The organism is Pseudomonas sp. URMO17WK12:I12 (assembly GCF_000514395.1).
Lineage (GTDB): Bacteria > Pseudomonadota > Gammaproteobacteria > Pseudomonadales > Pseudomonadaceae > Aquipseudomonas > Aquipseudomonas mucoides.
In genome coordinates, this window is the sequence record NZ_AZVV01000009.1 from 229,675 (window position 1) to 253,492 (window position 23,818).

Here is a 23,818-nt window from a genome sequence, read left to right on the forward strand (position 1 = left end):
AACGCCGTATTACGGAACTTCACTGGCTATAATGCGCGGCGATTTTCCGGGGGCTCGGACGTTAATGTTGAAGTTTTTCTACGCCATTGTGCTACTGCTTGGCACGGTCTACGGACCGGTTGCGCGTGCGGAATCGGTGTTGTTCCTGAGCCCTGGTACCACCCAGGAAGCCTTCTGGGTCAGTTACGCGCAATTTATGCAGGCCGCCGCCAGAGATTTGGGGGTTGACCTGCGAATTCTTTATGCCCAGCGCATGCCCGAACTCACGGTGGCGCAAGCCCGTCAGGCGCTGCAAGGTCCCGATCGCCCGGACTATCTGATGTTCGTCAATGAACAATATGTCGCCCCACAGATCCTGCGCCTGGCCCAGGGCAGTGGTGTAAAGCTGTTCATGGTGAACGCGTCGCTGACGGCCAACCAGCAGAGCCTGTTGGGTGAGCGCCCCGATCACCTGGGCAGCCTGGTGCCCAACGACGAGGAGGGCGGTTACCTGATGCTCAAGGAGCTGATCCGTCAGCATCCACCGGCAACGCCCGGCAAGCCTATCGAGCTATTGGCATTTTCCGGCCTGAAAATCACTCCGTCTGCGCAATTGCGCGAGCAAGGGATGATGCGCGCATTGGCCGAGCATCCTGAAGTGCGTTTGCGCCAATTGGTCTATAGCGGGTGGACCCGGGACCGCGCCTATGAGCAGGCCAAGTTGTTGTTCCGGCGTTATCCGCAGATATCTCTGGTGTGGTCAGCCAATGATGAAATGGCGTTTGGTGCGATGCAGGCGTTTGAGGAGAGCGGTGGAAAACCCGGAAAAGACGTGTTGTTTAGTGCCGTCAACACCTCTCCCGCCGCCTTGCAGGCGATGATTGATGGACGCCTTAGCGTGCTGCTGGGCGGTCACTTCACTTTAGGTGGTTGGGCGCTGGTGGAGTTGCATGATTATGACCAGGGCGTTGATCTTGATCTGTACGGTGGCCGCCACCGGCTGATCCCGCTGTTGCAACTGATCGACAAGACGCAAGCCAAACGCCTGCTGGCGTTGGGGGCCTCGCCTGACTACGGCGTGAACTTCCGTCGACTCTCGGCCAAAGGGCGGCCGACCACCTATCGCTACCCGTTCAGCTTGCAAACACTGATGCGCTAAACCCCGGCCAGATGCAGCACCAGTTGCACGATGCCGTACAGGGTCAAGGCAAACACGGTCGTGAACAAAATCCCCAGAATCACAAAATGACTCGGTTTACCGTGGGTGAAATCCCGGGCCCGGTTCTTCCCGCTCTGTACCCCGAACGCCGCCGCCATGACGCTCTGCAGCATCTGCCAGAAGGTCGGCGGCTTGTTGTCTGCTGGATCGTCCATAAACCCCTCGTCACGTGTGTGTGAGCCGTAAGCATAGACCTACGGACAGCACAAACAACTGTGGGAGCGAGCCTGCTCGCGAAGAGGTCGTGTCAGTCGACATGAATATCGCCTGGTCCACCGCCTTCGTGAGCAGACTCGCTCCCACAGGGGATCATGGTTGGCCACCGTATTGTGGCCCGTCGGTTGGTTAGTTGTCGTACCCGAGGTTCGGGGCCAGCCAACGTTCGGTCACGCTCAACTCCTGACCTTTGCGCGAGGTGTAGCTCTGCACCTGATCCTTGTCGATCTTGCCCACGGCGAAGTACTGCGCCTGCGGGTGAGCGAAGTACCACCCGCTGACGGCTGCCGCCGGGAACATCGCGTAGTGCTCGGTGAGGAATACGCCGCTGCGACCGGCCTTGAGCTCTTCGGCTTCGGGGTCCAGCAGTTTGAACAGCGTGGACTTCTCGGTGTGATCCGGGCACGCGGGGTAGCCCGGAGCAGGGCGGATGCCGGTGTATTGCTCTTTGATCAGCGCCTCGTTGTCGAGCGTTTCGTCCTTGGCGTAACCCCAGTAGTCTTTACGGACTTGTTGGTGCAGCCATTCTGCGCAGGCTTCGGCCAGGCGGTCGGCCAGGGCTTTGACCATGATCGAGTTGTAATCGTCGCCAGCGTCCTGATAAGCCTTGGCCACTTCTTCGGCGCCGATGCCGGCGGTGGTGATGAACCCGCCCACGTAGTCGGTGACTTCACTGTCTTTTGGCGCGACGAAGTCGGCCAGGGAGAAGTTCGGCTTGCCGTCGGTCTTGATGATCTGCTGGCGCAGGTGATGTAGCTTGGCAATCGCCTTGCCGTCGTCGCCGTAGACTTCGATGTCATCGTCGCGCACCTGGTTGGCCGGCCAGAAGCCAAACACCGCGCGGGCACTGATCAACTTTTCATCGATCAGCTTGGCGAGCATTTCCTGGGCATCGGCATACAGCGAGGTGGCGGCTTCACCGACCACTTCGTCTTGGAGGATGCGCGGGAATTTGCCGGCCAGGTCCCAGGAGATAAAGAATGGCGTCCAGTCGATGTACTCGGCCAGAACCTTCAGGTCGATGTTGTCCAGCACCTTGGAGCCGGTGAACGTCGGTTTGACCGGTGCGTAAGTGCTCCAGTCAAACTGCGGCTTCTTGGCGATCGCAGCCGGGTAGCTCAGGCGCTCGGTGCGCGCGCTGCGGTTGGCCGTGCGCTCGCGAACGTCGATGTATTCCAGGCGGGTCTTCTCGACAAACGCCGGTTTCAGCTCCTTGGACAGCAACTGCGTCGCCACGCCCACGGCGCGGGAGGCGTCCGTCACGTAGATCACCGCGTCGTTGCTGTACTTGGGCTCGATCTTCACCGCCGTGTGCGCTTTGGAGGTGGTCGCGCCACCGATCATCAGCGGCAGGTGGAAGTCCTGACGCTGCATTTCACGGGCGACGTGGACCATTTCATCCAGCGAAGGCGTAATCAGGCCCGACAGGCCGATGATGTCGCACTTCTGCTCCTTGGCCACTTGCAGGATTTTCTCCGCCGGGACCATCACGCCGAGGTCGACAATGTCGTAGCCGTTACAGCCCAACACCACGCCGACGATGTTCTTGCCGATGTCGTGCACGTCGCCTTTCACCGTTGCCATCAGGATCTTGCCCTTGGCTTCCGGTTTGTCGCCTTTTTCCAGTTCGATGAACGGGATCAAGTGGGCCACGGCCTGCTTCATTACGCGGGCGGATTTCACCACTTGCGGCAGGAACATTTTGCCGGCGCCGAACAGGTCGCCAACGATGTTCATGCCGGACATCAGCGGGCCTTCGATCACTTCGATCGGTCGGGCGAACGACTGGCGCGACTCTTCGGTGTCTTCAACGATGTGCGTGGTGATGCCCTTGACCAGCGCATGTTCCAGGCGCTTGTTGACCGGCCAGCCGCGCCATTCTTCGGTCTCGGCTTCCTTGACACTGCCATCGCCCTTGTACTTGTCGGCGATGGCGAGGAGGGCGTCGGTGCCTTCCGGGGTGCGGTTTAGGATCACGTCTTCGACGGCGTCGCGCAGCTCTTGCGGGATCTGGTCGTAAATCTCCAGCTGGCCGGCGTTGACGATACCCATGGTCAGGCCATTGCGGATCGCGTACAGCAGGAACACCGAGTGGATCGCTTCACGCACCGGGTTGTTGCCTCGGAACGAGAACGACACGTTGGACACGCCACCCGAGGTCAGCGCGTACGGCAGTTCGTCGCGGATGTAAGCGCAAGCGTTGATGAAGTCCACAGCGTAGTTGTTGTGTTCTTCAATACCGGTGGCCACGGCGAAGATGTTCGGGTCGAAGATGATGTCTTCCGGCGGGAAGCCGACTTCGTTGACCAGAATGTCGTAGGAGCGTTTGCAGATTTCTTTCTTGCGCGCTTCGGTGTCGGCCTGGCCGGCTTCGTCGAAGGCCATGACGACCACCGCGGCACCGTAGCGCTTGCACAGTTTGGCGTGATGGATGAACTGCTCGACACCTTCTTTCATGCTGATCGAGTTGACGATGCCCTTGCCCTGGATGCATTTCAGGCCGGCTTCGATCACTTCCCACTTGGAGGAGTCGATCATGATCGGGACGCGGGAGATGTCCGGCTCGCCGGCAATCAGATTGAGGAAGGTCACCATGGCCTTCTTCGAATCGAGCATCCCTTCGTCCATGTTGATGTCGATTATCTGGGCGCCTGCTTCGACCTGCTGCAGGGCGACTTCCAGGGCTTCGGTGTAGTTGTCTTCGCGGATCAGGCGGGCGAACTTGGCCGAGCCGGTGATGTTGGTCCGCTCACCGACGTTGACGAACAACGAGCTGCGGTCGATGGTGAACGGTTCCAGGCCCGACAGGCGGCAGGCCTTGGGGATTTCCGGAATTTGACGCGGTGCGTAACCGGCTACGGCCTTGGCGATGGCTTCGATGTGGCCAGGGGTGGTGCCACAGCAGCCGCCGACAATGTTCAGGAAACCGCTTTGAGCGAACTCCTCGATGACCTTGGCAGTGTCCACCGGCAGTTCGTCGTACTCACCGAACTCGTTCGGCAGACCGGCGTTCGGGTGCGCGGAAACATGGGTGCCGGCCTTGTTCGACAGCTCTTCCAGGTACGGACGCAATTCGCTGGCACCGAGGGCGCAGTTCAAACCGACCGAGATCGGCTTGGCGTGAGCCACGGAGTTCCAGAACGCTTCGGTGGTCTGGCCGGAGAGGGTACGGCCGGAGGCGTCGGTGATGGTGCCGGAAATCATGATCGGCAACTCGATGCCGAGCTCCTCGAACACGCCTTGCACGGCAAAGATCGCGGCTTTGGCGTTCAGGGTGTCGAAGATGGTTTCGATCAGGATCAGGTCGGCGCCGCCTTCGATCAGGCCCTTGGTGGATTCGGTGTAGTTTTCCACCAGCTCATCAAAGGTCACGTTGCGGTAACCGGGGTTGTTCACGTCCGGGGACAGCGAGCAGGTGCGGCTGGTAGGGCCAAGCACGCCAGCGACGAAACGTGGCTTGTCCGGGGTTTCCAGGGTCTTGGCGTCAGCCACCTTGCGGGCCAGGCGTGCGCCTTCTACGTTTAACTCATACGCCAGGCCCTGCATGCCATAGTCGGCCAGGGAAATCTGGGTGGCGTTGAACGTGTTGGTTTCCAGAATATCGGCGCCGGCATCCAGGTAGGCTTTCTCGATACCCCCAATCACATCCGGGCGAGTCAGCACCAACAGGTCGTTGTTGCCTTTGACATCGCTTGGCCAGTCAGCAAAGCGTTTGCCACGGTAATCCTGCTCTTCGAGCTTGTAGCTCTGGATCATCGTGCCCATGCCGCCATCGAGAATCAGGATGCGCTCTTTGAGGGCGTGCTTGAGAGCTTGAAGGCGAACACTGCGATCGGACATTTGGACTACTCGGAAAGACCATGACGAAGGGGCGGGATCATAGCAAACCTGTGCGCTTTTAGAGCATCACCCGGTTTTGCATGAATATCGTTCATGTTGGTATGGGTATCTGACCGGTAGAATCGCCGCGATTTTTCATGATTGGGACCAGGGATATGTCGTATCGCGTCATCACCAGCATTTTCATGCTGCTTTTAAGCTGGGGCGCCGCGGCGCAAGGTCCGGCCATGTCCTCTGCGATTTCCTACAGCCGCGACATCCAACCGATCTTTACCGAAAAGTGCGTCGCCTGCCATGCGTGCAACGATGCCCCCTGCCAGCTCAACCTGGGCAGTGGCGAAGGGGCGGCGCGGGGCGCCACGAAAGTCACGGTCTACGACGGCGACCGCAGTACCGCTGCGGCACCGACGCGGCTGTTTTACGACGCGTTCGGCAAGCACGCCTGGCAGCAGAAGGGCTTCTATCCGATGCTTGACGCCCAGGGCAGTCAGGCCGCGTTGATGGCACGGATGCTGGAACTGGGCCACAAAACCCCATTGCAACCCAACATCAAATTACCGCAAGACATCGTTCTCGGTCTGAACCGGGAAAACATGTGCGCCACGCCCGCAGAGTTCGACAATTACGCCAGTTCCCATCCCAAAGAGGGCATGCCGCTGGCGGTCACCGGCCTGACCGATCAGCAATATCAGACGTTGCAGCGCTGGCTGGCGTCGGGTGCGCCGATCGATGAGGTGGGGCTGGTGCCAAGCGCAAAAGAAGCACAGGAGGTGGTGCAATGGGAAAACCTGCTCAACGCGCCCGGCTCCCGGCAAAGCCTGGTGGCGCGCTGGTTGTTCGAGCACTGGTTTCTTGCGCATATCTACTTCAAGGACGGCGAACCCGGGCATTTCTTCCAGTGGGTGCGTTCGCGCACGCCCACCGGCCAGCCGATTGACCTGATCAACACCCGGCGCCCGAATGACGACCCGGGCACTCAGGTGTTTTACCGCCTGTGGCCGGTGCAGGGCGTGATTGTGCAAAAGACCCACATCACCTACCCGCTGAGTGCGGCGAAGATGGCGCGGGTCAAAAGCCTGTTCTATAGCGGCGACTGGCAGGTCAACGCCTCGCCAGGTTACGGACCTGAACGGCGGGCCAATCCGTTCGCTACCTTCGAGGCGATCCCGGCGCAGGCGCGCTACCAGTTCATGCTGGATAACGCCGAATACTTTGTGCGCACCTTTATTCGTGGCCCGGTCTGCCGTGGCCAGATCGCCACGGACGTGATCCGCGATAACTTCTGGGCGCTGTTCCAGGCCCCTGAACACGACCTCTATATCATCGATCCCAACTACCGCGGCCAGGCGACGCCGTTGCTGGCCATGCCCGGCCAAAACGATGATGTCGGCAGTGTCTTGAGCCTGTGGCATGACTACCGCGACAAGCGTAACGAGTACGAAGCACTGCGTCGGGACAGCTACGCCGATGTACCGGCACCGAGCTGGTCGGCCTTGTGGGCGGGGAATGACAACGCGCTGCTGAGCATCTTCCGGCACTTTGACAGTGCATCGGTGAACAAAGGCCTGATCGGCGATGTGCCGCAAACGATGTGGCTGTTCGACTTCCCGTTGCTGGAGCGTACCTACTATCAATTGGCGGTGAACTTCGACGTGTTCGGCAACGTTTCTCACCAGGCCCAGACCCGTTTGTACTTCGACCTGATCCGTAACGGCGCCGAGCAGAACTTCCTGCGTCTGATGCCGGCGGACTCCCGGGACGCCTACCTTGACGATTGGTACCAGAACAGCGGCAAGTTCAAGATGTGGCTGGACTATGAGTCCATCGATGACGACAAACCCACTGCGTTAAAGCTCGACGAGAAGGACCCCAAGCGCGACTTCGCCCAACAGTTGCTGGTCCGTTACGGCGAGCTCAATGCCACCCCCGACCCGATCAACCGCTGCGACGGCGCCTATTGCTCGCGACCGAACATCGACCCGGCCTTGCAGGGCGCCGAACAGGCCTTGAGTCGCCTGACATCGAGGCCGGCGGCGGGCTTGAAGGTCATCGACCAGTTGCCGGAAGCGACGATGTTGCGCATCGAAACGACGAGCGGCAAGCGCGAGGTCTACAGCCTGCTGCGCAACCGTGCGCACAGCAACGTGGCGTTCCTGTTGGGTGAATCGTTGCGCTACCAGCCGGGGCTGGACACATTGACGATTTTCCCGGGCGTACTCAGCAGTTACCCGAATTTCATATTCAACATCCCGGCCGACCAGGTGCCGGCGTTCGTCGATGCAATGGAAAACGCCAAGGACGATGACGGCTTCGAGAAAATCGTCGAACGTTGGGGGATTCGCCGCAGTCATCCGCAATTCTGGTTCTATTTCCACGACCTGAGTCGCTATGTCCACGAGACCGATCCGGTGGAAGAGGGTGTGCTGGACATGAACCGCTACCAAAACCTCTGACTCACCGCGACACCCCCCTGTGGGAGCGAGCTTGCTCGCGATGGCGTCGGATCAATCAACATTTATGCTGACTGTCAGGACGCTATCGCGAGCAAGCTCGCTCCCACAGGGGATCAGGGATCAGGGGATCGTCGGAATCTTTCCCGACAAAAATACTAGGACTTTGTGCGGCGCGTTGATTGGCGTAAACTGCGCCCAAGCCTGCGAGGAGTTTCCATGACCGCTATAACCATTACCGACGCCGCCCACGATTACCTGGCTGACCTGCTCTCCAAGCAGAACACCCCGGGCATCGGCATCCGCGTCTTTATCACCCAGCCTGGCACCCAGTACGCCGAAACCTGCATTGCCTACTGCAAGCCGGGCGAAGAAAAACCTGAAGACACGGCGCTGGGGCTCAAAAGCTTCACCGCTTACATTGACTCGTTCAGCGAAGCCTTCCTGGACGATGCGGTGGTCGACTACGCCACTGACCGCATGGGCGGCCAGCTGACCATCAAGGCGCCAAACGCCAAAGTACCGATGGTCAACGCCGACAGCCCGGTCAATGAGCGCATCAATTACTACCTGCAAACCGAAATCAACCCGGGGCTGGCGAGCCACGGCGGTCAGGTCAGCCTGATCGATGTCGTTGAAGACGGCATTGCCGTGCTGAAATTCGGTGGCGGTTGCCAGGGCTGCGGCCAGGCGGACGTGACCCTGAAGGAAGGCATCGAGCGCACGTTGCTTGAGCGTATTCCTGAGCTCAAGGGTGTGCGTGACGTGACTGACCACACGCAGAAAGAAAACGCCTACTACTAAGGTGTTCGCTGCGACATGAAAAACGGCGCCCCGTGAGCGCCGTTTTTTTATGGGTGAAATTCAGTGGCCCCATCGCGAGCTTGCTCGCGATGGGGCCCTATGGGCGATAGAGATGCGCATGCCCCGCACGATACAGCGACGACTCGCTGAACTGATCACTCCCCAACACCCGTCCCACCAGAATCAACGCCGTGCGCCGAAACCCTTTGGCCTCGACCTTCCCGGCAATGTCCTCAAGCGTTCCCACCACCCAATCCTGATCCGGCCACGTCGCCCGGTGGATCACCGCAATCGGGCAGTCCGCGCCGTAATGCGGCAGCAGCTCAGCGAGGATTTTCTCCAGATGATTCACGCCCAAATGAATGGCCATGGTCGCCCCATGCTGCGCCAGACTGCCCAGTTCCTCGCCCGGCGGCATGGCGGTCTTGTCGGCGTAGCGGGTCAGAATCACGCTTTGCGAGATGTCCGGCAAGGTCAGTTCAGCCCCTAAAAGCGCTGCACACGCCGCGGTCGCCGTCACGCCAGGAATGATTTCAAACGGAATGTCGAGTTCACGCAGGTAGCGAATCTGCTCGCCAATCGCGCCATACAGGCTCGGATCGCCGGAATGCACCCGCGCCACATCCTGACCGTTGGCGTGGGCGGTTTTGATCAGATCAATGATCTGTTCCAGGTGCAATTCGGCGCTGTTGACCACCTGTTCGGCGCGATGGCCTTCCAGCACGGCTGCCGGCACGAGTGAGCCGGCATAGATGATCACCGGGCAGCTGCGAATCAGCCGTTGGCCTTTGACCGTGATCAGTTCCGGGTCGCCGGGACCCGCGCCAATGAAGTAGACGGTCATCGTCGTTTCCTGTGAAAAAAGAGGCCGGGCAACGCTTCAGATGAAGATTGCTCATGATCGAATGCGCGATTATCGGGGATTTTACGCAGCGCCGGCCAATGCCAGGGTTGCTTGCGCGTATTTTTGTCGGCAGATCAGCAGTTTTACCGGAGCCTGAGCCAGCTGTTCGGCCAGTGCCAGGGCGGCACTTTCCGCTACGCCGTAGCAGCCGGTGCGTTCGAACGCGATGTCGGAACGATGGCTGAGGCTGGTGTGATATCCAGCCAATTGTTCACTGCTGAAGAACATCAACGGCAGTGCGAGTTGTTCCGCGAGTTCGATCAGGCCAGGCTCATCGCGCTTCAGGTCAATGCTGGCGAGTGCCTTTATCTCATGAAGCCCGATTTGATGAGCCTGTAGCGCCTGATCCAGCAATGCCCGCAGCGTGCTCGCGGGGCAGCCGCGCTGGCAGCCCAGGCCGACCACTAGCGTCGGCGCTGTGCTGGCATCAGTCATGCGTGGTATTGGCCATCGCTTTTGCGGCGGAACAACCAGGCGCTGATCAGGCCCAGGGCCAGCCAGAACGCTACGTTGGTCAACTGCGAAGCGATGTTGAATTGAGCTTCCAGGGCTTGCGGCGCGAGCATCGAATGCACTTCCGGTTGTGGCGCGCCAATCACGTGCGGAACGGCCAGAATCGCCACGCCCAGCACTTTCATCAGCCAGTGGCGGCTGAACACGATCAGCGCGATACCGACAGCGGTTGAAGCAGCAGTGCCGATCCACCAGATCTGCCGTTGCGCCAGATCCGCCGCAACGGTGCCCGGCAGTTCAGGCGGCAGGCCCAGGGTCGGTGCGAGGACAAACGTTGCATAACCGGCCAGACCCCAGAGCAGGCCTTGAGACGTTTTAGTCGGTGCACGCAGGGTGTAGAGGCCGGCGAGCATCAGGGCGAAACCAACGGCCACCACCAGATTGCCGCCAGTGGTCGACAGCACGCGCTGCCAGCCGTCTTCCGGCTCCCAGGCTTCGGCGTCGTGGGTGTGCGCGGCCATGGCGCCTTCGGCGTGTTCATGGGGTTGAACCACTGCGGGCTCGGCTTTCTCGTAGGTTTCCGCTTGAAGAATCAGCGGTGCGACCCAGAAGCTTTGCAGCAAGGTCAGCAGCAGGGCGGCCAGCAGCCCGGTAAACCCTGCGGTTTGCGCAATACGCTTGATCATGTCGAGAGCTCTCAATGGCACGGGAACGCAGAGCTGTGACGGGTATCGTGTGCAGCGTTGTGCACCGCTTCGATGTGCGAGAAACCGGCGAAATACACCAGGCACGCGCCCAGGATCGACGCGCAGATGGCGGCAGTCAGGCGTTGGGTCAGGGTAGACGTGGTGCTGGCGGTGCTCTTATCGGCGTTGCTGGCGGTGCTGTTGATGATCGACATGGCGCATCCCTCTGGTCTGTCAGCGGGTGAATAGAGCGCATGGAAAACCCCTGCGAGCCGGGCACGCAGACGTTCAAACAGCGCCCGCCCACCGCGGGTTTGTTGTTCAGTGACCGTAACGGTCACTGGGTGTTGCGGGCCGGTCTCCGGGCTCACGAGGGGCGCAGGCTTTCGCCTTGACCTGCAAGCATCACCTTCCCATGCCGAACTGCTGGCACAGTGGATTTGATGCTTCGCTCGCTTACCGTTGCGGGGGCAGCACCGGACTGACATGGCTTTGAGTAAAGCACATGATTCACCGGTTTCCCGTTTCACCCTGTGAAGGGCACCCGTAACAAGATGCGTAGGAGAGCATGGGCGGGGGATTCGCGTCAATTGGCAAGGGTTCTCAACTTGGGACCGTGTCGACGCCATAGCGTCCTAATGGCCGCCACAAGACATTGACCCGCCCCAGCGCGATGCGTAGCCTTGCGCTTTCGAGGTTCTTCGGCGTTTGCCGAAGCTAAGAAGGGAACGCGGTCAATGCCGCGGCTGCCCCCGCAACTGTGAACGGTTCAGTTTCTGCCATGCCACTGCATGCGCCAGCCATGGCGCGAGCGGGAAGGCGCAGAAACCGCCAGTCAAACGACTGGCCAGCCGTCAGCCAGGAGACCTGCCTCGACACAGATTCTGACTTTCAACCGGGCGGGGTGATCCGGTGGCGAAATCTTCCGCGCAGCGTGTGCTGCTGCGGTCGTCGTCCCGTATGCCCGCCACCTTGCCAAAGGGCATCCGATGAAAACACTGGCCAAACTCCCCGTCACCATCGTTACCGGCTTCCTCGGCTCGGGCAAAACCACCTTGCTGCGGCACATGCTCGACAACGCCCAAGGCCGTCGCATTGCGGTGATCGTCAACGAGTTCGGCGAGCTGGGCATCGACGGCGAAATCCTCAAGCAGTGCTCCATCGGCTGCACCGAAGAAGAAGCCAACGGTCGCGTCTACGAACTGGCCAACGGCTGCCTGTGTTGCACCGTCCAGGAAGAATTCTTCCCGGTGATGCGCGAACTGGTGGCCCGTCGCGGCGACCTCGATCACATCCTCATCGAAACCTCGGGCCTGGCCCTGCCAAAGCCGCTGGTCCAGGCCTTCCAGTGGCCAGAAATCCGCAGCGCCTGCACCGTTGACGCAGTGATCACCGTGGTCGATAGCCCGGCCGTGGCCGCCGGCACCTTCGCCGCGTTCCCGGATCAAGTGGATGCCCAGCGCAAACTCGACCCGAACCTGGACCACGAATCGCCGCTGCACGAACTGTTCGCCGACCAACTGGCCAGCGCCGACCTGGTGATCCTCAACAAGGCCGACCTGATCAGCCCTGAAGACCTGGCCCGCGTGCGCCTCGAAGTCGCCGAAGAACTGCCGCCTGCAGTGAAAGTCGTCGAAGCCAGCAGTGGTCGCCTGCCACTGGACGTGTTGATCGGCCTCGGCGCCGGCTCCGAAGAACACATCGACAGCCGTCACAGTCACCACGATCATCACCACGAAGGTGAAGACGATCACGACCACGACGCGTTCGACTCGATCTCCATTGAGCTGCCGCAAGCCGACGAAAGCCTGCTGATGGACGCCCTGACGCAACTGGTGGTCAAGCACGGCATCCTGCGTATCAAAGGTTTCGCGGCAATCCCGAACAAACCAATGCGCTTGCTGATTCAGGGCGTGGGCACACGTTTCGACAAGCACTTCGACCGCCAGTGGGGAGTCGAGGAAGGACGCACCACGCGCCTGGTGCTGATCGGCCAGGAACTGGACGCCACCGAACTCGAAGCGCAATTGCGCGCTGCGCTCAGCGTTTAAGCCATGCACCTGCTCAGGACCCAGCCCGGCGGTTTTGTGTCGGATGACAACATCGCCGACCTCGGACAAACCCCCGCCGAGCTGGTGATCCTGTGCAGCGGCGATTCCAGCCTGGCGCTGCTGGCCGAAGCCGCGCAGCAACTGCCCGACGACTACCCGAGCGTACGTTTGGCCAACCCGATGCAGGTGCAGAATCACGCCTCGGTCGATTTGTATGTCGATGAAGTGCTGCGCCACGCCAAGGTGATCCTGATCTCGCTGCACGGCGGCATTGCCTACTGGCGTTATGGCGTCGAGCGGCTGGTGCAATTGTCCGAGCGAGGCGTGCAGCTGATTCTGGTGCCCGGCGATGATCGTCCGGACCCGGAACTCAGCGACCTCAGTACCGTCGAGGCCTGCGACCGTGATCGGCTCTGGCAGTTTTTGCGTCAGGGCGGCATGGGCAATGCCCTGGACTTTTTCCGCTGCCTCGCCACTCGCTGGCTGGACCGCGATTACGCGTGGGCCGAGCCGCAAGTCCTGCCGCGCACAGCGATTTACCACCCGCACAAAAGTCCGGCTGAACTGAAGGATTGGCAGGCCGACTGGCAAGCCGATCAACCGGTGGCGGCAGTGCTGTTTTACCGCTCGCATTTGCAAGCGGCCAATACCGCTTTCATCGATGTTTTCTGCCAGCGTTTGCAAGCGGCCGGGTTAAACCCTTTGCCGATGGCCGTGGCCAGTTTGAAAGAGCCCGGCTGCCTGACGGTGGTCGAGGATTGGCTGGATGAAGTCGAGGCGGGGGTGATTCTGAACACCACCGGTTTTGCCCAATCCAGTCCCGAAGCCCCGCATCTGCGACCGTTTCGCCGCAACATCCCGGTGATCCAGGCAATATGCGCCCAGGACAACGAACCCGGTTGGCGCGCCAGCGAGCAGGGCCTAGGCCCGCGCGACCTGGCGATGCACATCGCGCTGCCGGAACTGGACGGTCGGATCATCAGCCGCCCGATCAGCTTCAAGGACCTGGCGTGGCGCAGCGAGCGCAGTCAGTCGGACGTGGTGTGTTATCGACCGCAACCGGAACGCATGGATTTCGTCGCTGAACTGGCGCGGCGCTGGATCGATCTGGCGCGGGTGCCGAACCGCGAAAAACGCATCGCCCTGATTCTCGCCAACTACCCGACCCGCGATGGGCGAATCGGTAATGGTGTCGGCCTCGACACGCCAGCCGCCGCGTTGAACATCCTGCGTGCGCTGCATCAAGAAGGTTATCCGTTGCCGGCCGAATTACCGGACAGTGGCACCGCGTTGATCCAGCAATTGCTTGGCGGCGTCAGCAACGACCTTGACACGCTCGACCAGCGTCCGTGTCATCAAAGCCTCGCGCTGGACGAATACCAGCGGATGTTCGACGCCTTGCCCGAGGCCAATCGCCAGGCCGTGCTGGAGCGCTGGGGCACCCCCGAAAACGACCCGATGTACCGTGGCGAACGGATGATGATTGCCGGCCTGCGTTTTGGCCTGACCTTCGTCGGCATTCAACCGGCGCGCGGCTATCAGGTGGACCCGAGCGCGGTCTATCACGACCCGGACCTGGTGCCGCCCCACGGTTATCTGGCGTTCTACTTCTGGCTGCGCAACACCTATGGCGCCCACGGTGTGATCCACGTCGGCAAACACGGCAACCTCGAATGGTTGCCGGGCAAAGGCGTCGGGCTCTCGGAAAGCTGCTGGCCGGATGCGTTGCTCGGGCCGCTGCCGAACATCTACCCGTTTATCGTCAACGATCCGGGCGAGGGCGCGCAGGCCAAGCGCCGCACCCAAGCGGTGATCATCGACCACCTGATGCCGCCGCTGACGCGCGCTGAAACCTACGGCCCACTGCGCAACCTTGAGCTGCTGGCCGATGAGTATTACGAAGCGCAACTGCTCGATCCGCGCCGCGCCCGTGAATTGCAGCGCGACATCCTGCAACTGGTGCGCGACACGCACATTGATCGTGAGCTGCAACTGGACGAAAAACTCGACAGCGATGCCGACGCGGCGATCTGGTTGCCGCGACTGGACACGTATTTGTGCGATTTGAAGGAGTCGCAGATTCGCGATGGTTTGCACATCTTTGGTGAATCACCGAGAGGGCGGTTGCGCATCGACACCTTGCTGGCTTTGCTGCGGATTCCGCGTGGCGATGGGCGTGGCGCGCAATCGAGTTTGCTGCGGGCATTGGCCAAGGCGTTCGAGTTGGGGTTCGATCCGCTGGATTGTGCGCTGGCCGAGACTTGGAGCGGGCCGCGTCCCATTGAACTGCAAACCCTCACCGATGAAGCCTGGCGCACGGCGGGGGATACCCGTGAACGCCTGGAATTGTTCGCCGCTCAACTCATTACCCAAACGTTGTCGACCGAACCCGGACCTTGTAGGAGTGAGCCGGGTTGGGCGGAAGTGCACGCCATCCTCGACAATTTGTGCGAAGTCGTCGCCCCACGCCTTGACGCCTGCGGCCCAGCCGAAATGCGCGGTCTGCTCGACGCCTTGAACGGCCGCTTCGTCCCCGCCGGCCCGAGCGGCGCACCCAGTCGCGGTCGCCTGGACGTGCTGCCAACCGGGCGCAATTTCTATTCGGTCGACGTGCGCAACCTGCCCACCACCACTGCGTGGCGCATCGGTTTCCAGTCCGCCAACCTGATCCTCGAACGACACCTGCAAGACCATGGCGATCACCTGCGCCAGCTCGGCCTGTCAGTGTGGGGCACCGCGACCATGCGCACCGGCGGCGACGACATCGCCCAGGCCATGGCGCTGATGGGCGTGCGCCCGGTCTGGGCCACGGGCAGTCAGCGGGTCGACGATTTCGAAATCCTGCCGCTGAGCTTGCTCGACCGCCCGCGTGTGGACGTGACCCTGCGTGTTTCCGGGTTCTTTCGCGATGCGTTTGCCAACCTGATCCGTCTGTTCGATGCGGCGGTGCAAGCGGTCGCAGCGCTGGATGAACCCGACGACCTCAACCCCTTGGCCGCCAAAGTGCGTGCCGAGCGTGAAGCGCTGATGCAATCGGGCCTGGATGAAGACGCCGCGAACCGTCAGGCCGGTTGGCGAATTTTTGGTGCCAAGCCCGGTGCCTACGGCGCCGGTGTGCAGGGCGCCATCGACGGGCGCCTGTGGCAAAGCCGTGAAGACCTGGCCGAGGTTTACCTGAATTGGGGCGGCTATGCTTATGGCGGTTCCGACGAAGGCACCGCCGCCCGCGAACAATTCGCCCAGCGCTTGAGTCAGGTGCAAGCGGTGCTGCAAAACCAGGACAACCGTGAGCACGACTTGCTCGATTCCAACGACTATTACCAGTTCCAGGGCGGCATGCTTGCTGCCGTGGAAAGCCTTAGCGGTGAAACAGCGGCCAGTTACCACGGCGATCACAGTCAGCCGGATCTGCCGAAGATCCGCACCTTGAAAGAAGAACTGAACCGGGTGATCCGCTCCCGGGCGGCCAATCCAAAGTGGATCGACGGGGTCAAGCGTCACGGCTACAAAGGCGCGTTTGAACTGGCGGCGACGGTCGATAACCTGTTTGCCTTCGACGCGACGACGCAGCTGATTGACGATCACCAGTACGCGTTGCTGGCTGATGCCTATTTGCTCGACCCGGCGACGCGCGAGTTTGTTCGCGAGCACAATCCGCATGCCTTGCGCGACATGACCGAACGGATGCTGGAAGCGCAGCAGCGGGGGATGTGGCAGGAGCCGGGCGAGTACCGTGAGGCCCTGGAAAACCTGCTGCTGGATATAGAAGAAGATTCATGAGGGCATGATCGTTCCCACGCAAAGCGTGGAAACGATCACATCACCGACCACACACGAGACTCGACATGACCGACACCCCGCATTTCCCCTTATCCGCCGTGGTCGGCGCCGACGACTTGAAGCTCGCCCTGTACCTGACCGCCATCGACCCGAAAATCGGCGGCGTGCTGATCGAAGGTCCGCGCGGCATGGCCAAATCCACCCTGGCCCGGGGCCTCGCGGACCTGCTGGCCAGCGGTCAGTTCGTCACCTTGCCGCTGGGCGCCACGGAAGAACGTCTGGTCGGCACCCTCGACCTCGATGCCGCGCTGAGCGACGGGCGTGCGCAATTCTCTCCCGGCGTACTGGCGAAGGCCGATGGTGGCGTGCTCTACGTCGACGAGGTCAACCTGCTGCCCGACCACCTCGTGGACCTGTTGCTCGACGTCGCCGCCAGCGGCACCAACCTGATCGAGCGTGATGGTATTTCCCATCAGCATTCGGCGAAGTTTGTGCTGATCGGCACCATGAACCCGGAAGAAGGCGAACTGCGTCCGCAATTGCTCGACCGCTTTGGCCTGAACGTCGCGCTCAGCGGCCACACCGCACCGATCGAGCGCGGGCAGATCATCCGTCGGCGCCTGGATTTCGACAGCGATCCGCAGCGCTTTTGCGCGCAGTGGGAACACCCGCAGCAATCGCTGCGCGAACGGTGCGAGAAGGCCCGCCGCCTCTTGCCGAGCATCCCGCTCGACGATCAAGCGTTGGCGCTGATCACTGAGCGCTGCTTTGCTGCCGGCGTCGATGGCTTGCGCGCTGACCTGGTGTGGCTGCGTGCGGCTCGCGCCCACGCTGCGTGGCGCGGTGCGAACGCGATCAGTGAGGACGATATCGACGCCGTCGCTGAATTCGCCTTGCGCCATCGCCGCCGCGAGCAATCACCGCCGGCCCCGCAGCACAGTCAGGCGCCATCCCCGCAACAGTCCGCCCCGAGCGAAGGCCAGGGGCAATGGGGTGAAATGCCCGCCCAGGCGCTGCCGGTTGGCGCCCGCCGTGAAGTGCCGAGCTGGCCAAAAAAGCCCTAGGCATTCGCCCTCGATCTGACGCGGGGGCGAATGCCAGACCCCGTACAGGACGGCTGGACAACGGCAAACAGGGCAAACGCCATGCTGCACGCAGCGGCTCGATCAACTGGCCCGGCACCTTGCTCAATGGTCAGCCTCGTCAGCGCAGCGACGTGTTGTTCCACCTTCGCACTCGAAGCGCCCAAGAGCTGTGGCTGGTGATTGTCGACGCCTCCGCCTCGACTCGCCGACATCAGGCGTTGAGTGATGCGAAGGGGTTGCTGGCGCAGCTGTTTGACGATGCCTACCGTCAGCGTGCGCGCCTGGCGTTGTTGACGGCCAGCGGCAATGTGCCGAAATGGCAGGTGCAAGGCTTGAAAGCGTCCAGCGGATTGCGGACCTGGCTTGATGGGTTGGGCGCCAGCGGTGGCACGCCAGTGTTGGCGGCGCTGGGTGAGGCGGGGCGTTGGTTGGCGACGCGCAAAAAGCGCTTTCCGGCGGAACAGCAGCGTGTGTTGTTGCTGACTGATGGGCGATTGAAGGAGTGGTCATTGTTGCCAGCGCTGGAATGCCCCAGCCTGCTGATTGATATCGAGCGCGGGCCGATCCGGTTGGGCCGGGCGAAGCAGTTGGCGGCAGAGCTGCAAGCGGATTATCGGCACATTGATGAGCTGATTCCTGGTTGAGTGATTGACTGGCTGTCCTGGCCCCATCGCGAGCAGGCAACTCGGTCTAAATCTATTTACCCATCGCCTGACGGTACTGCCGCGTACGCCGGCCTATGTACAGCCGGTCAAGAATCAACGCCCACACCGCCCAGACCTGAGGACGAGGCTTGCGCCCGCGGCTCAATCGATGCAGCTGAAACTTCACCACTGCCATGTTCGCCAGTGCGGCCAACGGTTTGCGCTTCCACAGGATCGGCGGCAATTGCGGATGGCTGTTGCGGCCTTCGTGCCAGTGTTTGACCAACTGCGGTTCAACCGCCAGTGCCGTGCCGATACCCGCCATGGCGATGCCGCTGTCGAGTACCTGCTGGACGATAGCCAGGCGCCGAATGCCGCCTGTCACCATCACCGGCATGTGCGCGACGCTGGCCAGTTCAGCGGCCATTTCCAGGAAGTAGGCTTCACGCGCCAACGTCCGGCCGTCGCGGGCTTCGCCTTGCATCGCCGGCGCTTCGTAGCTGCCGCCGGAGAGCTCCAGCAGGTCGATGCGCTGCTCGTTGAGCCACACAATCACTTGGCGAGCATCGTCGGCGTCAAAGCCGCCCCTCTGGAAGTCAGCAGAGTTGAGTTTCACCGACACGCAAAACTGCGGTGAGACCGCGCGGCGAACGGCTCGGACCACGTCCAGCAACAAGCGCGCGCGGTTCTCCAGTGAGCCGCCCCAACGGTCGGTGCGGTGATTGGTCAACGGCGAGAGGAACTGGCTGATCAGGTAACCGTGAGCCGCATGAACCTGCACGCCCGTGAACCCGGCCTTTTCCGCTAGGGCCGCGCTGGTGGCGAAGCGTGCGATCACTTCGGCGATATCGTCTTCGGACATCGGTTTGGGCTCGGCGAACATCTTGGAAAACGCGCCCAGGTCCAGTGCGACGGCAGAGGGTGCCCAGGCTTGTTGACCGAGGTTGGCCATGGTTTGGCGACCGGGATGATTGAGCTGCATCCAGAACTGCGCGCCACCGGAACGCCCGATCGTCGCCCACTGACGAAAGCGCTGCAGATCGCGTTCATCTTCCAGCACCACGCCGCCGGGACCCGTCATGGCGCGGCGGTCGATCATCACATTGCCGGTCAGCAACAGGCCCGCTTCGCCCTCGGCCCAGGCCTGATACAGCTGAAACAATGCGCCTGACGGTGCTTGCCCGGTGTCGGCGAGATTTTCTTCCATGGCGGCTTTGGCAATACGATTGCCGACGGTCTGGCCGTTGGGCAGATTCAACGCTTGGAAGGGCGACATGCTTGACTCCTCATCAGTGAAGAGCAGAGGCTAAGCTTAAAGTTAACTTTAATGTCAAGCAGGCAAATGAGGCCGGGATGAAGATTGGTGAATTGGCGCAGTTGAGCGGATTGAATGCATCGCGTATTCGCTTTTACGAGTCTCAGGGATTGATTCGTCAGGTAGAGCGTTCGGCCAACGGCTACCGGCGCTATCCCGCACAAGTCCTGCAAACACTGATGATCATCCAGTGCGCGCAGCAGGCCGGGTTCAGCCTTGAAGAGCTGAAGCAATTGTTGCCGGATACGGTGACGGGCGAGTTCAAGCACGAAGAATTATTGGCGGGGCTGCTGCGCAAGGTCGAGCAGATCGAACAGATGCAACTTCACCTGGCACAGAGCAAGGCGAAGTTGCTGGGGGTGATTGAAGGCATCCAGGCGCGGCCTGAGGGGATAGCCTGTGAGGCGAATGCCGAGCGGGTGATGGCGTCGCTCAAACATCAATTCTGATCGATGCACGAATCACCGAACGCTTGATAGCGCAAGACGTGGGTAGCGCCCATCGTGTCGACGTAGGTCATCTCCCGTGGGCCAATGCCGCAATAGTCGCCGCGGGTGATGTTGACGACCTTGGCGATATTCAACGGTGTCGAATAGTTGTAGTCCTCGACATTCGAGGTGCTGGCGGTGGCGGCAGACGCAGCGGCGGCAGTGCCGCTGAGGGCAATCAGAAACAGCGCGGACAGGAGGCTTTTCATGGCGGGGCTCTCGTGGTGGCTACTGAACGATTTCAGTGGCAGTACGACGAGCCCGGTCAGGGTTTATTCCAGGCTGACTACAAATTTTGAAATGATTTTCGATTGTAGGAATTATCGGTTTCGCCTGTACGATCCAAGTCCTTTTGTCTTTCAGGACTTGCATGAACACCCTCTTGGAGCCTCCCGGTTATCCTTCCTCATCGCGCCATTGCGCGCTCTTGAAACACCCGGTCTTTCGACATTCAAAACACTTCGTCATTGCAATCCCACGGCCTCTGCGCCGCGCCTTGCCGTGCCTGGCATTCTGAATTCACTGAAGAGATCGAGACGTTTTTATGGAATGGTTAGCTGACCCCACCGCTTGGCTGGGCTTATTGACGTTGATTGTGCTGGAGCTGGTGCTCGGCATCGACAACCTGGTGTTTATCGCGATCCTTGCGGACAAATTGCCGCCCGAGCAGCGCGACCGTGCGCGAATCATTGGATTGTCGTTGGCGCTGATCATGCGCCTGGGCTTGCTGGCGAGTATCTCGTGGCTGGTCACCTTGACGCAGCCGCTGATCGAGGTGTTCGACAAGAGCTTCTCCGGTCGTGACCTGATCATGCTGTTCGGTGGAGTGTTCCTGCTGTTCAAGGCCACCATGGAATTGCACGAACGGCTCGAAGGCCATGTCGGCCAGCGCTCGGCCAACGCCGCATATGCGATGTTCTGGCCGATCGTGGCGCAGATTGTGGTGCTCGACGCGGTGTTCTCCCTCGACGCAGTGATTACCGCTGTGGGTATGGTCGATGAACTGGCGGTGATGATGATCGCGGTGATCATCTCCATCGGCCTGATGATCGTCGCCAGCAAGCCGTTGACCCGGTTCGTCAACGCGCACCCGACAGTGATCATGCTCTGTCTGGGCTTCTTGATGATGATCGGCTTCGCGTTGACGGCCGAAGGGTTGGGTTTCCACATTCCCAAAGGCTATCTGTATGCGGCCATCGGTTTCTCGATCCTGATCGAAGTGTTCAACCAGATCGCCCGCGCTCGCCGCAAGAAATCCCTGCAGGGACTGCGGCCCATGCGCGAGCGAACGGCCCATGCGGTGTTGCGTTTGCTCGGCGGTCGCAGCATGGCGGTGGAGGAAGTCGGTGAGGAGGTTGCCGACCTGCTGGACAACGGCGACGCACCGGGCGAAGCACTGTTCGACCGCCGCGAGCGGGTGATGATCAGCGGCGTACTGCAACTGGCCGAACGGCCGATCCGAACGTTGATGACCGTGCGTGCCGACGTTGATTACATCGACCTGGCCGATGATGCGCCTACCATTCGTACGCGGCTGATGCATTCGTCCTATTCGCGCTTGCCGTTGATCCGTGACGGCGCGGTGGACGAGCCGCTGGGCTTCGTGCACAAGAAGGAGTTGCTCAACGAATACCTGGCCGGCAACGAACCGGATCTGGAGCAGTTGGCGCGCAAGACCGTTAACTTGCTGGACAGCTACTCCATCCTCAATGCGCTGGAGCAGATGCGCCAGGCCTCGACGCACATTGCATTCGTGGTCAATGAATTCGGTGACTTTGTGGGTGTGTTGACCATGACCGACATTCTGGAATCGATTGCCGGCGAACTGCCCGACGCCAGCGAAATCGAAGGCCCGGACGTGGTGGAAGAGCAAGGCGGTTTTTTGGTCAGCGGTGCGTTGAACCTGACACGGGTTCGACAGCAGACCGGATTCGTGGCTGAGCCTACTGAGGACTATCAGACCCTGGCCGGGTTGGTCGTGAGCTTGCTGGATCGATTGCCGGTGATCGGCGACAGCCTGGAGTGGCAGGGCTGGCGAATGAGAGTGGTGGCCGTTGAGGAGCGGCGGGTGACGCGGGTGCTGCTGGTGTGTATCGACCGCTAGTTTTTTCCGGGATTCAGGGCCTGTTCGCGAGCAGGCTCACGCCCACACGGGTCGTGTGAGCACTGGAGATCCAATGTGGGAGCGAGCTGGCTCGCGATAGCGTCCTGCCAAACCCCATCGCTCCCAAGCCCTAACACCCACTACGACAATTCAACCGCTCTAACGCCCGAGGCACCGTACACAACCCGCGCAACGTCTGGCGCAACCACGCCAGATCGTGACGCGTTTTATGCGGCACGTATCGCGGCCTGAGCCTGCCAACATGGCTGGCGAAATCCTCCTCCAGCGTCTCTCGGGTGCCAATGCCCTTGAGCTTCTTCCGCAATCGCCCGTCCTTGAAGAACAACACCGTCGGTGTGCCGGTAACGTTCGGGTGCCGCGGTGATTCACGGGTGTTCAATACATAAATGTTCGCGTGATGACGATAGCGTTGGGCGACTTCGCGAAAGACCGGTTCTGCCCATTCACAGGCCGGACAGTGTTCATCGCCGAAATACAGGATCACCGGGCGCCAGGTTTTCAGCGCCTTGCGGTAGACCGGGGCGAGCGATGCCAAGTGATGTGTCGAGCCCATTGAAAATCTCCTTTTCACAACGACCATCGAGGTTTGTCGACGTTAAAGGAGGGAGCGGGGGCGGGTCTACTGTCAGAAATTACAGGTGACACGCTGCGTCAATTTCGGTCATTCATCTCCAATTGTGGTGCAAGTACCCGCACGCTGTAGCCAACGGTAGCGCTTCCCCTCGCGTGCGTTTGGTAACAGATCCCTCAGTGTTTTTCCCATCCCGTTGATTCAAATCGATTTTCAATCTCCCCAACATTCTCTCCGCAACCTGTGGCACACTTTCTGCTGTCTATTCCGTTGTTACATACCAATGTCCGGTATAGCGGAATAAACATCATCCTGGAGTGCTTGCCATGCATCGCCGACCTTCCTTGTTAAAAGCGTGTGTTTTTGTTCTCGCGGCTACCGCCGCTGCCATGGGCGTGGCCCAGGCGGCGGACAGTAAGCTCGATAGCGTGCTGGCCCGTGGAAAATTGATTGTGGGCACGGGCAGTACCAATGCGCCGTGGCACTTCCAGGGAGCGGATGGCAAGTTGCAGGGGTTCGATATCGATATCGGGCGGATGATTGCCAAGGGGTTGTTCAACGATCCGACCAAAGTCGAGTTTGTGGTGCAGTCGTCCGATGCGCGGATTCCCAACCTGCTGACCGACAAGGTCGACATCAGTTGCCAGTTCATCACCGTCACCGCCAGTCGTGCGCAGCAGGTGGCGTTCACCCTGCCGTACTACCGCGAAGGTGTCGGCCTGCTGCTGCCGGCGAACAGCAAGTACAAGGAAATCGAAGACCTCAAGGCTGCCAACGACAGCGTGACCGTGGCGGTCTTGCAGAACGTATACGCCGAAGAGCTGGTGCACCAGGCGTTACCCAAGGCCAAGGTCGATCAATACGACAGCGTGGACCTGATGTACCAGGCCGTGAACTCGGGCCGTGCCGATGCCGCCGCCACCGATCAGTCGTCGGTGAAATACCTGATGGTGCAGAACCCTGGCCGCTACCGCAGCCCGACTTACGCCTGGAGCCCGCAAACCTACGCCTGTGCAGTTAAACGCGGTGATCAGGACTGGCTGAACTTCGTCAACACCACCCTGCATGAAGCCATGACCGGCGTTGAGTTCCCGACCTATGCGGCGTCCTTCAAACAATGGTTCGGTGTCGATCTGCCGACTCCAGCCATCGGTTTCCCTGTCGAATTCAAATGATCCCGTGAGAGCGGGGCGCTTGTAACGCGCCCC

At 60.8% G+C, this 23,818-nt stretch carries 19 protein-coding genes and 2 riboswitches; of the genes, 10 read left to right on the forward strand and 9 right to left on the reverse strand.

What is annotated here, in order from left to right:
• Positions 1-64 precede the first annotated feature (64 nt).
• Positions 65-1,138, forward strand: coding sequence for an ABC transporter substrate-binding protein (locus D882_RS0113600; protein WP_027923763.1), 1,074 nt, complete (start codon positions 65-67; stop codon positions 1,136-1,138).
• On the opposite strand, the gene D882_RS0113605 is transcribed toward D882_RS0113600, so the two are convergent.
• Both D882_RS0113605 and metH read right to left on the reverse strand, forming a co-directional pair.
• The gene (locus D882_RS0113605; RefSeq protein WP_027923764.1) at positions 1,135-1,353 is read right to left on the reverse strand and encodes a DUF2970 domain-containing protein; all 219 of its coding nucleotides are present in this window, start codon (positions 1,351-1,353) and stop codon (positions 1,135-1,137) included. The genes D882_RS0113600 and D882_RS0113605 overlap by 4 nt on opposite strands.
• Before the next feature lie 190 nt (positions 1,354-1,543).
• Positions 1,544-5,254, reverse strand: coding sequence for a methionine synthase (gene metH, locus D882_RS0113610; protein ID WP_027923765.1), 3,711 nt, complete (start codon positions 5,252-5,254; stop codon positions 1,544-1,546).
• Positions 5,255-5,409: 155 nt separating this feature from the next.
• On the opposite strand from metH, the gene D882_RS0113615 reads away from it, so the two are divergent.
• Both D882_RS0113615 and nfuA read left to right on the forward strand, forming a co-directional pair.
• The gene (locus D882_RS0113615) at positions 5,410-7,707 is read left to right on the forward strand and encodes a fatty acid cis/trans isomerase (protein ID WP_027923766.1); all 2,298 of its coding nucleotides are present in this window, start codon (positions 5,410-5,412) and stop codon (positions 7,705-7,707) included.
• A gap of 216 nt (positions 7,708-7,923) precedes the next feature.
• Entirely contained in the window at positions 7,924-8,508 is a 585-nt protein-coding gene (gene nfuA / locus D882_RS0113620; protein ID WP_007946504.1) for a Fe-S biogenesis protein NfuA, read from the forward strand.
• A 97-nt stretch (positions 8,509-8,605) separates the two neighbouring features.
• Here nfuA and cobM read toward each other — a convergent pair whose 3' ends face one another.
• The 4 genes from cobM to D882_RS0113640 all read right to left on the reverse strand — a co-directional run bounded on the left by cobM (position 8,606) and on the right by D882_RS0113640 (position 10,766).
• On the reverse strand, positions 8,606-9,352 hold the full coding sequence (gene cobM, locus D882_RS0113625) for a precorrin-4 C(11)-methyltransferase (RefSeq protein WP_027923767.1): 747 nt from the start codon (positions 9,350-9,352) through the stop codon (positions 8,606-8,608).
• 81 nt (positions 9,353-9,433) lie between these two features.
• Positions 9,434-9,847, reverse strand: a complete 414-nt coding sequence (locus D882_RS0113630; protein ID WP_027923768.1) for a cobalamin biosynthesis protein — start codon at positions 9,845-9,847, stop codon at positions 9,434-9,436.
• Positions 9,844-10,551 (reverse strand): CbtA family protein, encoded by a 708-nt coding sequence (locus D882_RS0113635; RefSeq protein WP_027923769.1) that lies wholly within the window; start codon positions 10,549-10,551, stop codon positions 9,844-9,846. Before D882_RS0113635 ends, D882_RS0113630 begins: the two co-directional genes overlap by 4 nt.
• An 11-nt stretch (positions 10,552-10,562) precedes the next feature.
• Positions 10,563-10,766, reverse strand: a complete 204-nt coding sequence (locus D882_RS0113640; RefSeq protein ID WP_027923770.1) for a CbtB-domain containing protein — start codon at positions 10,764-10,766, stop codon at positions 10,563-10,565.
• Between the two features lie 119 nt (positions 10,767-10,885).
• A riboswitch (cobalamin riboswitch) is annotated at positions 10,886-11,114 on the reverse strand.
• A gap of 114 nt (positions 11,115-11,228) precedes the next feature.
• A riboswitch (cobalamin riboswitch) is annotated at positions 11,229-11,441 on the forward strand.
• A 99-nt stretch (positions 11,442-11,540) separates the two neighbouring features.
• Here D882_RS0113640 and cobW point away from each other — a divergent pair.
• From cobW to D882_RS0113660, 4 genes are all read left to right on the forward strand, one after another.
• A complete protein-coding gene (gene cobW, locus D882_RS0113645) occupies positions 11,541-12,602 on the forward strand; it encodes a cobalamin biosynthesis protein CobW (RefSeq protein ID WP_027923771.1) in 1,062 nt (353 codons plus the stop codon).
• A 3-nt stretch (positions 12,603-12,605) separates the two neighbouring features.
• Complete coding sequence (gene cobN, locus D882_RS0113650; RefSeq protein ID WP_027923772.1) at positions 12,606-16,382, forward strand: cobaltochelatase subunit CobN; 3,777 nt, start codon at positions 12,606-12,608, stop codon at positions 16,380-16,382.
• A gap of 65 nt (positions 16,383-16,447) precedes the next feature.
• Entirely contained in the window at positions 16,448-17,446 is a 999-nt protein-coding gene (locus D882_RS0113655) for an ATP-binding protein (RefSeq protein ID WP_027923773.1), read from the forward strand.
• A gap of 53 nt (positions 17,447-17,499) precedes the next feature.
• Positions 17,500-18,111: a VWA domain-containing protein gene (locus D882_RS0113660; protein ID WP_081743958.1), complete on the forward strand. Its 612-nt coding sequence runs from the start codon at positions 17,500-17,502 to the stop codon at positions 18,109-18,111.
• Positions 18,112-18,163: 52 nt separating this feature from the next.
• On the opposite strand, the gene D882_RS0113665 is transcribed toward D882_RS0113660, so the two are convergent.
• Positions 18,164-19,387 carry an NADH:flavin oxidoreductase/NADH oxidase family protein gene (locus D882_RS0113665; protein WP_027923775.1) on the reverse strand — a complete coding sequence of 408 codons (1,224 nt, stop codon included), beginning with the start codon at positions 19,385-19,387 and terminating at the stop codon, positions 18,164-18,166.
• 77 nt (positions 19,388-19,464) lie between these two features.
• Here D882_RS0113665 and D882_RS0113670 point away from each other — a divergent pair, with 77 nt between their 5' ends.
• On the forward strand, positions 19,465-19,875 hold the full coding sequence (locus tag D882_RS0113670; protein WP_027923776.1) for a MerR family transcriptional regulator: 411 nt from the start codon (positions 19,465-19,467) through the stop codon (positions 19,873-19,875).
• Here the strand turns inward: D882_RS0113670 and D882_RS0113675 are convergent.
• Positions 19,866-20,123 (reverse strand): DUF2790 domain-containing protein, encoded by a 258-nt coding sequence (locus D882_RS0113675; RefSeq protein ID WP_027923777.1) that lies wholly within the window; start codon positions 20,121-20,123, stop codon positions 19,866-19,868. The genes D882_RS0113670 and D882_RS0113675 overlap by 10 nt on opposite strands.
• A gap of 335 nt (positions 20,124-20,458) precedes the next feature.
• On the opposite strand from D882_RS0113675, the gene D882_RS0113680 reads away from it, so the two are divergent.
• A complete protein-coding gene (locus D882_RS0113680) occupies positions 20,459-22,018 on the forward strand; it encodes a TerC family protein (RefSeq protein ID WP_027923778.1) in 1,560 nt (519 codons plus the stop codon).
• Between the two features lie 130 nt (positions 22,019-22,148).
• On the opposite strand, the gene D882_RS0113685 is transcribed toward D882_RS0113680, so the two are convergent.
• Complete coding sequence (locus tag D882_RS0113685; RefSeq protein WP_027923779.1) at positions 22,149-22,592, reverse strand: thioredoxin family protein; 444 nt, start codon at positions 22,590-22,592, stop codon at positions 22,149-22,151.
• A 344-nt stretch (positions 22,593-22,936) separates the two neighbouring features.
• Between D882_RS0113685 and D882_RS0113690 the strand changes: the two genes are divergently transcribed.
• On the forward strand, positions 22,937-23,785 hold the full coding sequence (locus tag D882_RS0113690) for a transporter substrate-binding domain-containing protein (RefSeq protein ID WP_027923780.1): 849 nt from the start codon (positions 22,937-22,939) through the stop codon (positions 23,783-23,785).
• Positions 23,786-23,818: the final 33 nt, after the last annotated feature.

Bases quoted from the DNA above. Each gene is read 5' to 3' on its own strand.
- D882_RS0113600 (WP_027923763.1), top strand. From the start codon at position 65: ATGTTGAAGTTTTTCTACGCCATTGTGCTACTGCTTGGCACGGTCTAC.
- D882_RS0113605 (WP_027923764.1), bottom strand. From the start codon at position 1,353: ATGGACGATCCAGCAGACAACAAGCCGCCGACCTTCTGGCAGATGCTG.
- metH (WP_027923765.1), bottom strand. From the start codon at position 5,254: ATGTCCGATCGCAGTGTTCGCCTTCAAGCTCTCAAGCACGCCCTCAAA.
- D882_RS0113615 (WP_027923766.1), top strand. From the start codon at position 5,410: ATGTCGTATCGCGTCATCACCAGCATTTTCATGCTGCTTTTAAGCTGG.
- nfuA (WP_007946504.1), top strand. From the start codon at position 7,924: ATGACCGCTATAACCATTACCGACGCCGCCCACGATTACCTGGCTGAC.
- cobM (WP_027923767.1), bottom strand. From the start codon at position 9,352: ATGACCGTCTACTTCATTGGCGCGGGTCCCGGCGACCCGGAACTGATC.
- D882_RS0113630 (WP_027923768.1), bottom strand. From the start codon at position 9,847: ATGACTGATGCCAGCACAGCGCCGACGCTAGTGGTCGGCCTGGGCTGC.
- D882_RS0113635 (WP_027923769.1), bottom strand. From the start codon at position 10,551: ATGATCAAGCGTATTGCGCAAACCGCAGGGTTTACCGGGCTGCTGGCC.
- D882_RS0113640 (WP_027923770.1), bottom strand. From the start codon at position 10,766: ATGTCGATCATCAACAGCACCGCCAGCAACGCCGATAAGAGCACCGCC.
- cobW (WP_027923771.1), top strand. From the start codon at position 11,541: ATGAAAACACTGGCCAAACTCCCCGTCACCATCGTTACCGGCTTCCTC.
- cobN (WP_027923772.1), top strand. From the start codon at position 12,606: ATGCACCTGCTCAGGACCCAGCCCGGCGGTTTTGTGTCGGATGACAAC.
- D882_RS0113655 (WP_027923773.1), top strand. From the start codon at position 16,448: ATGACCGACACCCCGCATTTCCCCTTATCCGCCGTGGTCGGCGCCGAC.
- D882_RS0113665 (WP_027923775.1), bottom strand. From the start codon at position 19,387: ATGTCGCCCTTCCAAGCGTTGAATCTGCCCAACGGCCAGACCGTCGGC.
- D882_RS0113670 (WP_027923776.1), top strand. From the start codon at position 19,465: ATGAAGATTGGTGAATTGGCGCAGTTGAGCGGATTGAATGCATCGCGT.
- D882_RS0113675 (WP_027923777.1), bottom strand. From the start codon at position 20,123: ATGAAAAGCCTCCTGTCCGCGCTGTTTCTGATTGCCCTCAGCGGCACT.
- D882_RS0113680 (WP_027923778.1), top strand. From the start codon at position 20,459: ATGGAATGGTTAGCTGACCCCACCGCTTGGCTGGGCTTATTGACGTTG.
- D882_RS0113685 (WP_027923779.1), bottom strand. From the start codon at position 22,592: ATGGGCTCGACACATCACTTGGCATCGCTCGCCCCGGTCTACCGCAAG.
- D882_RS0113690 (WP_027923780.1), top strand. From the start codon at position 22,937: ATGCATCGCCGACCTTCCTTGTTAAAAGCGTGTGTTTTTGTTCTCGCG.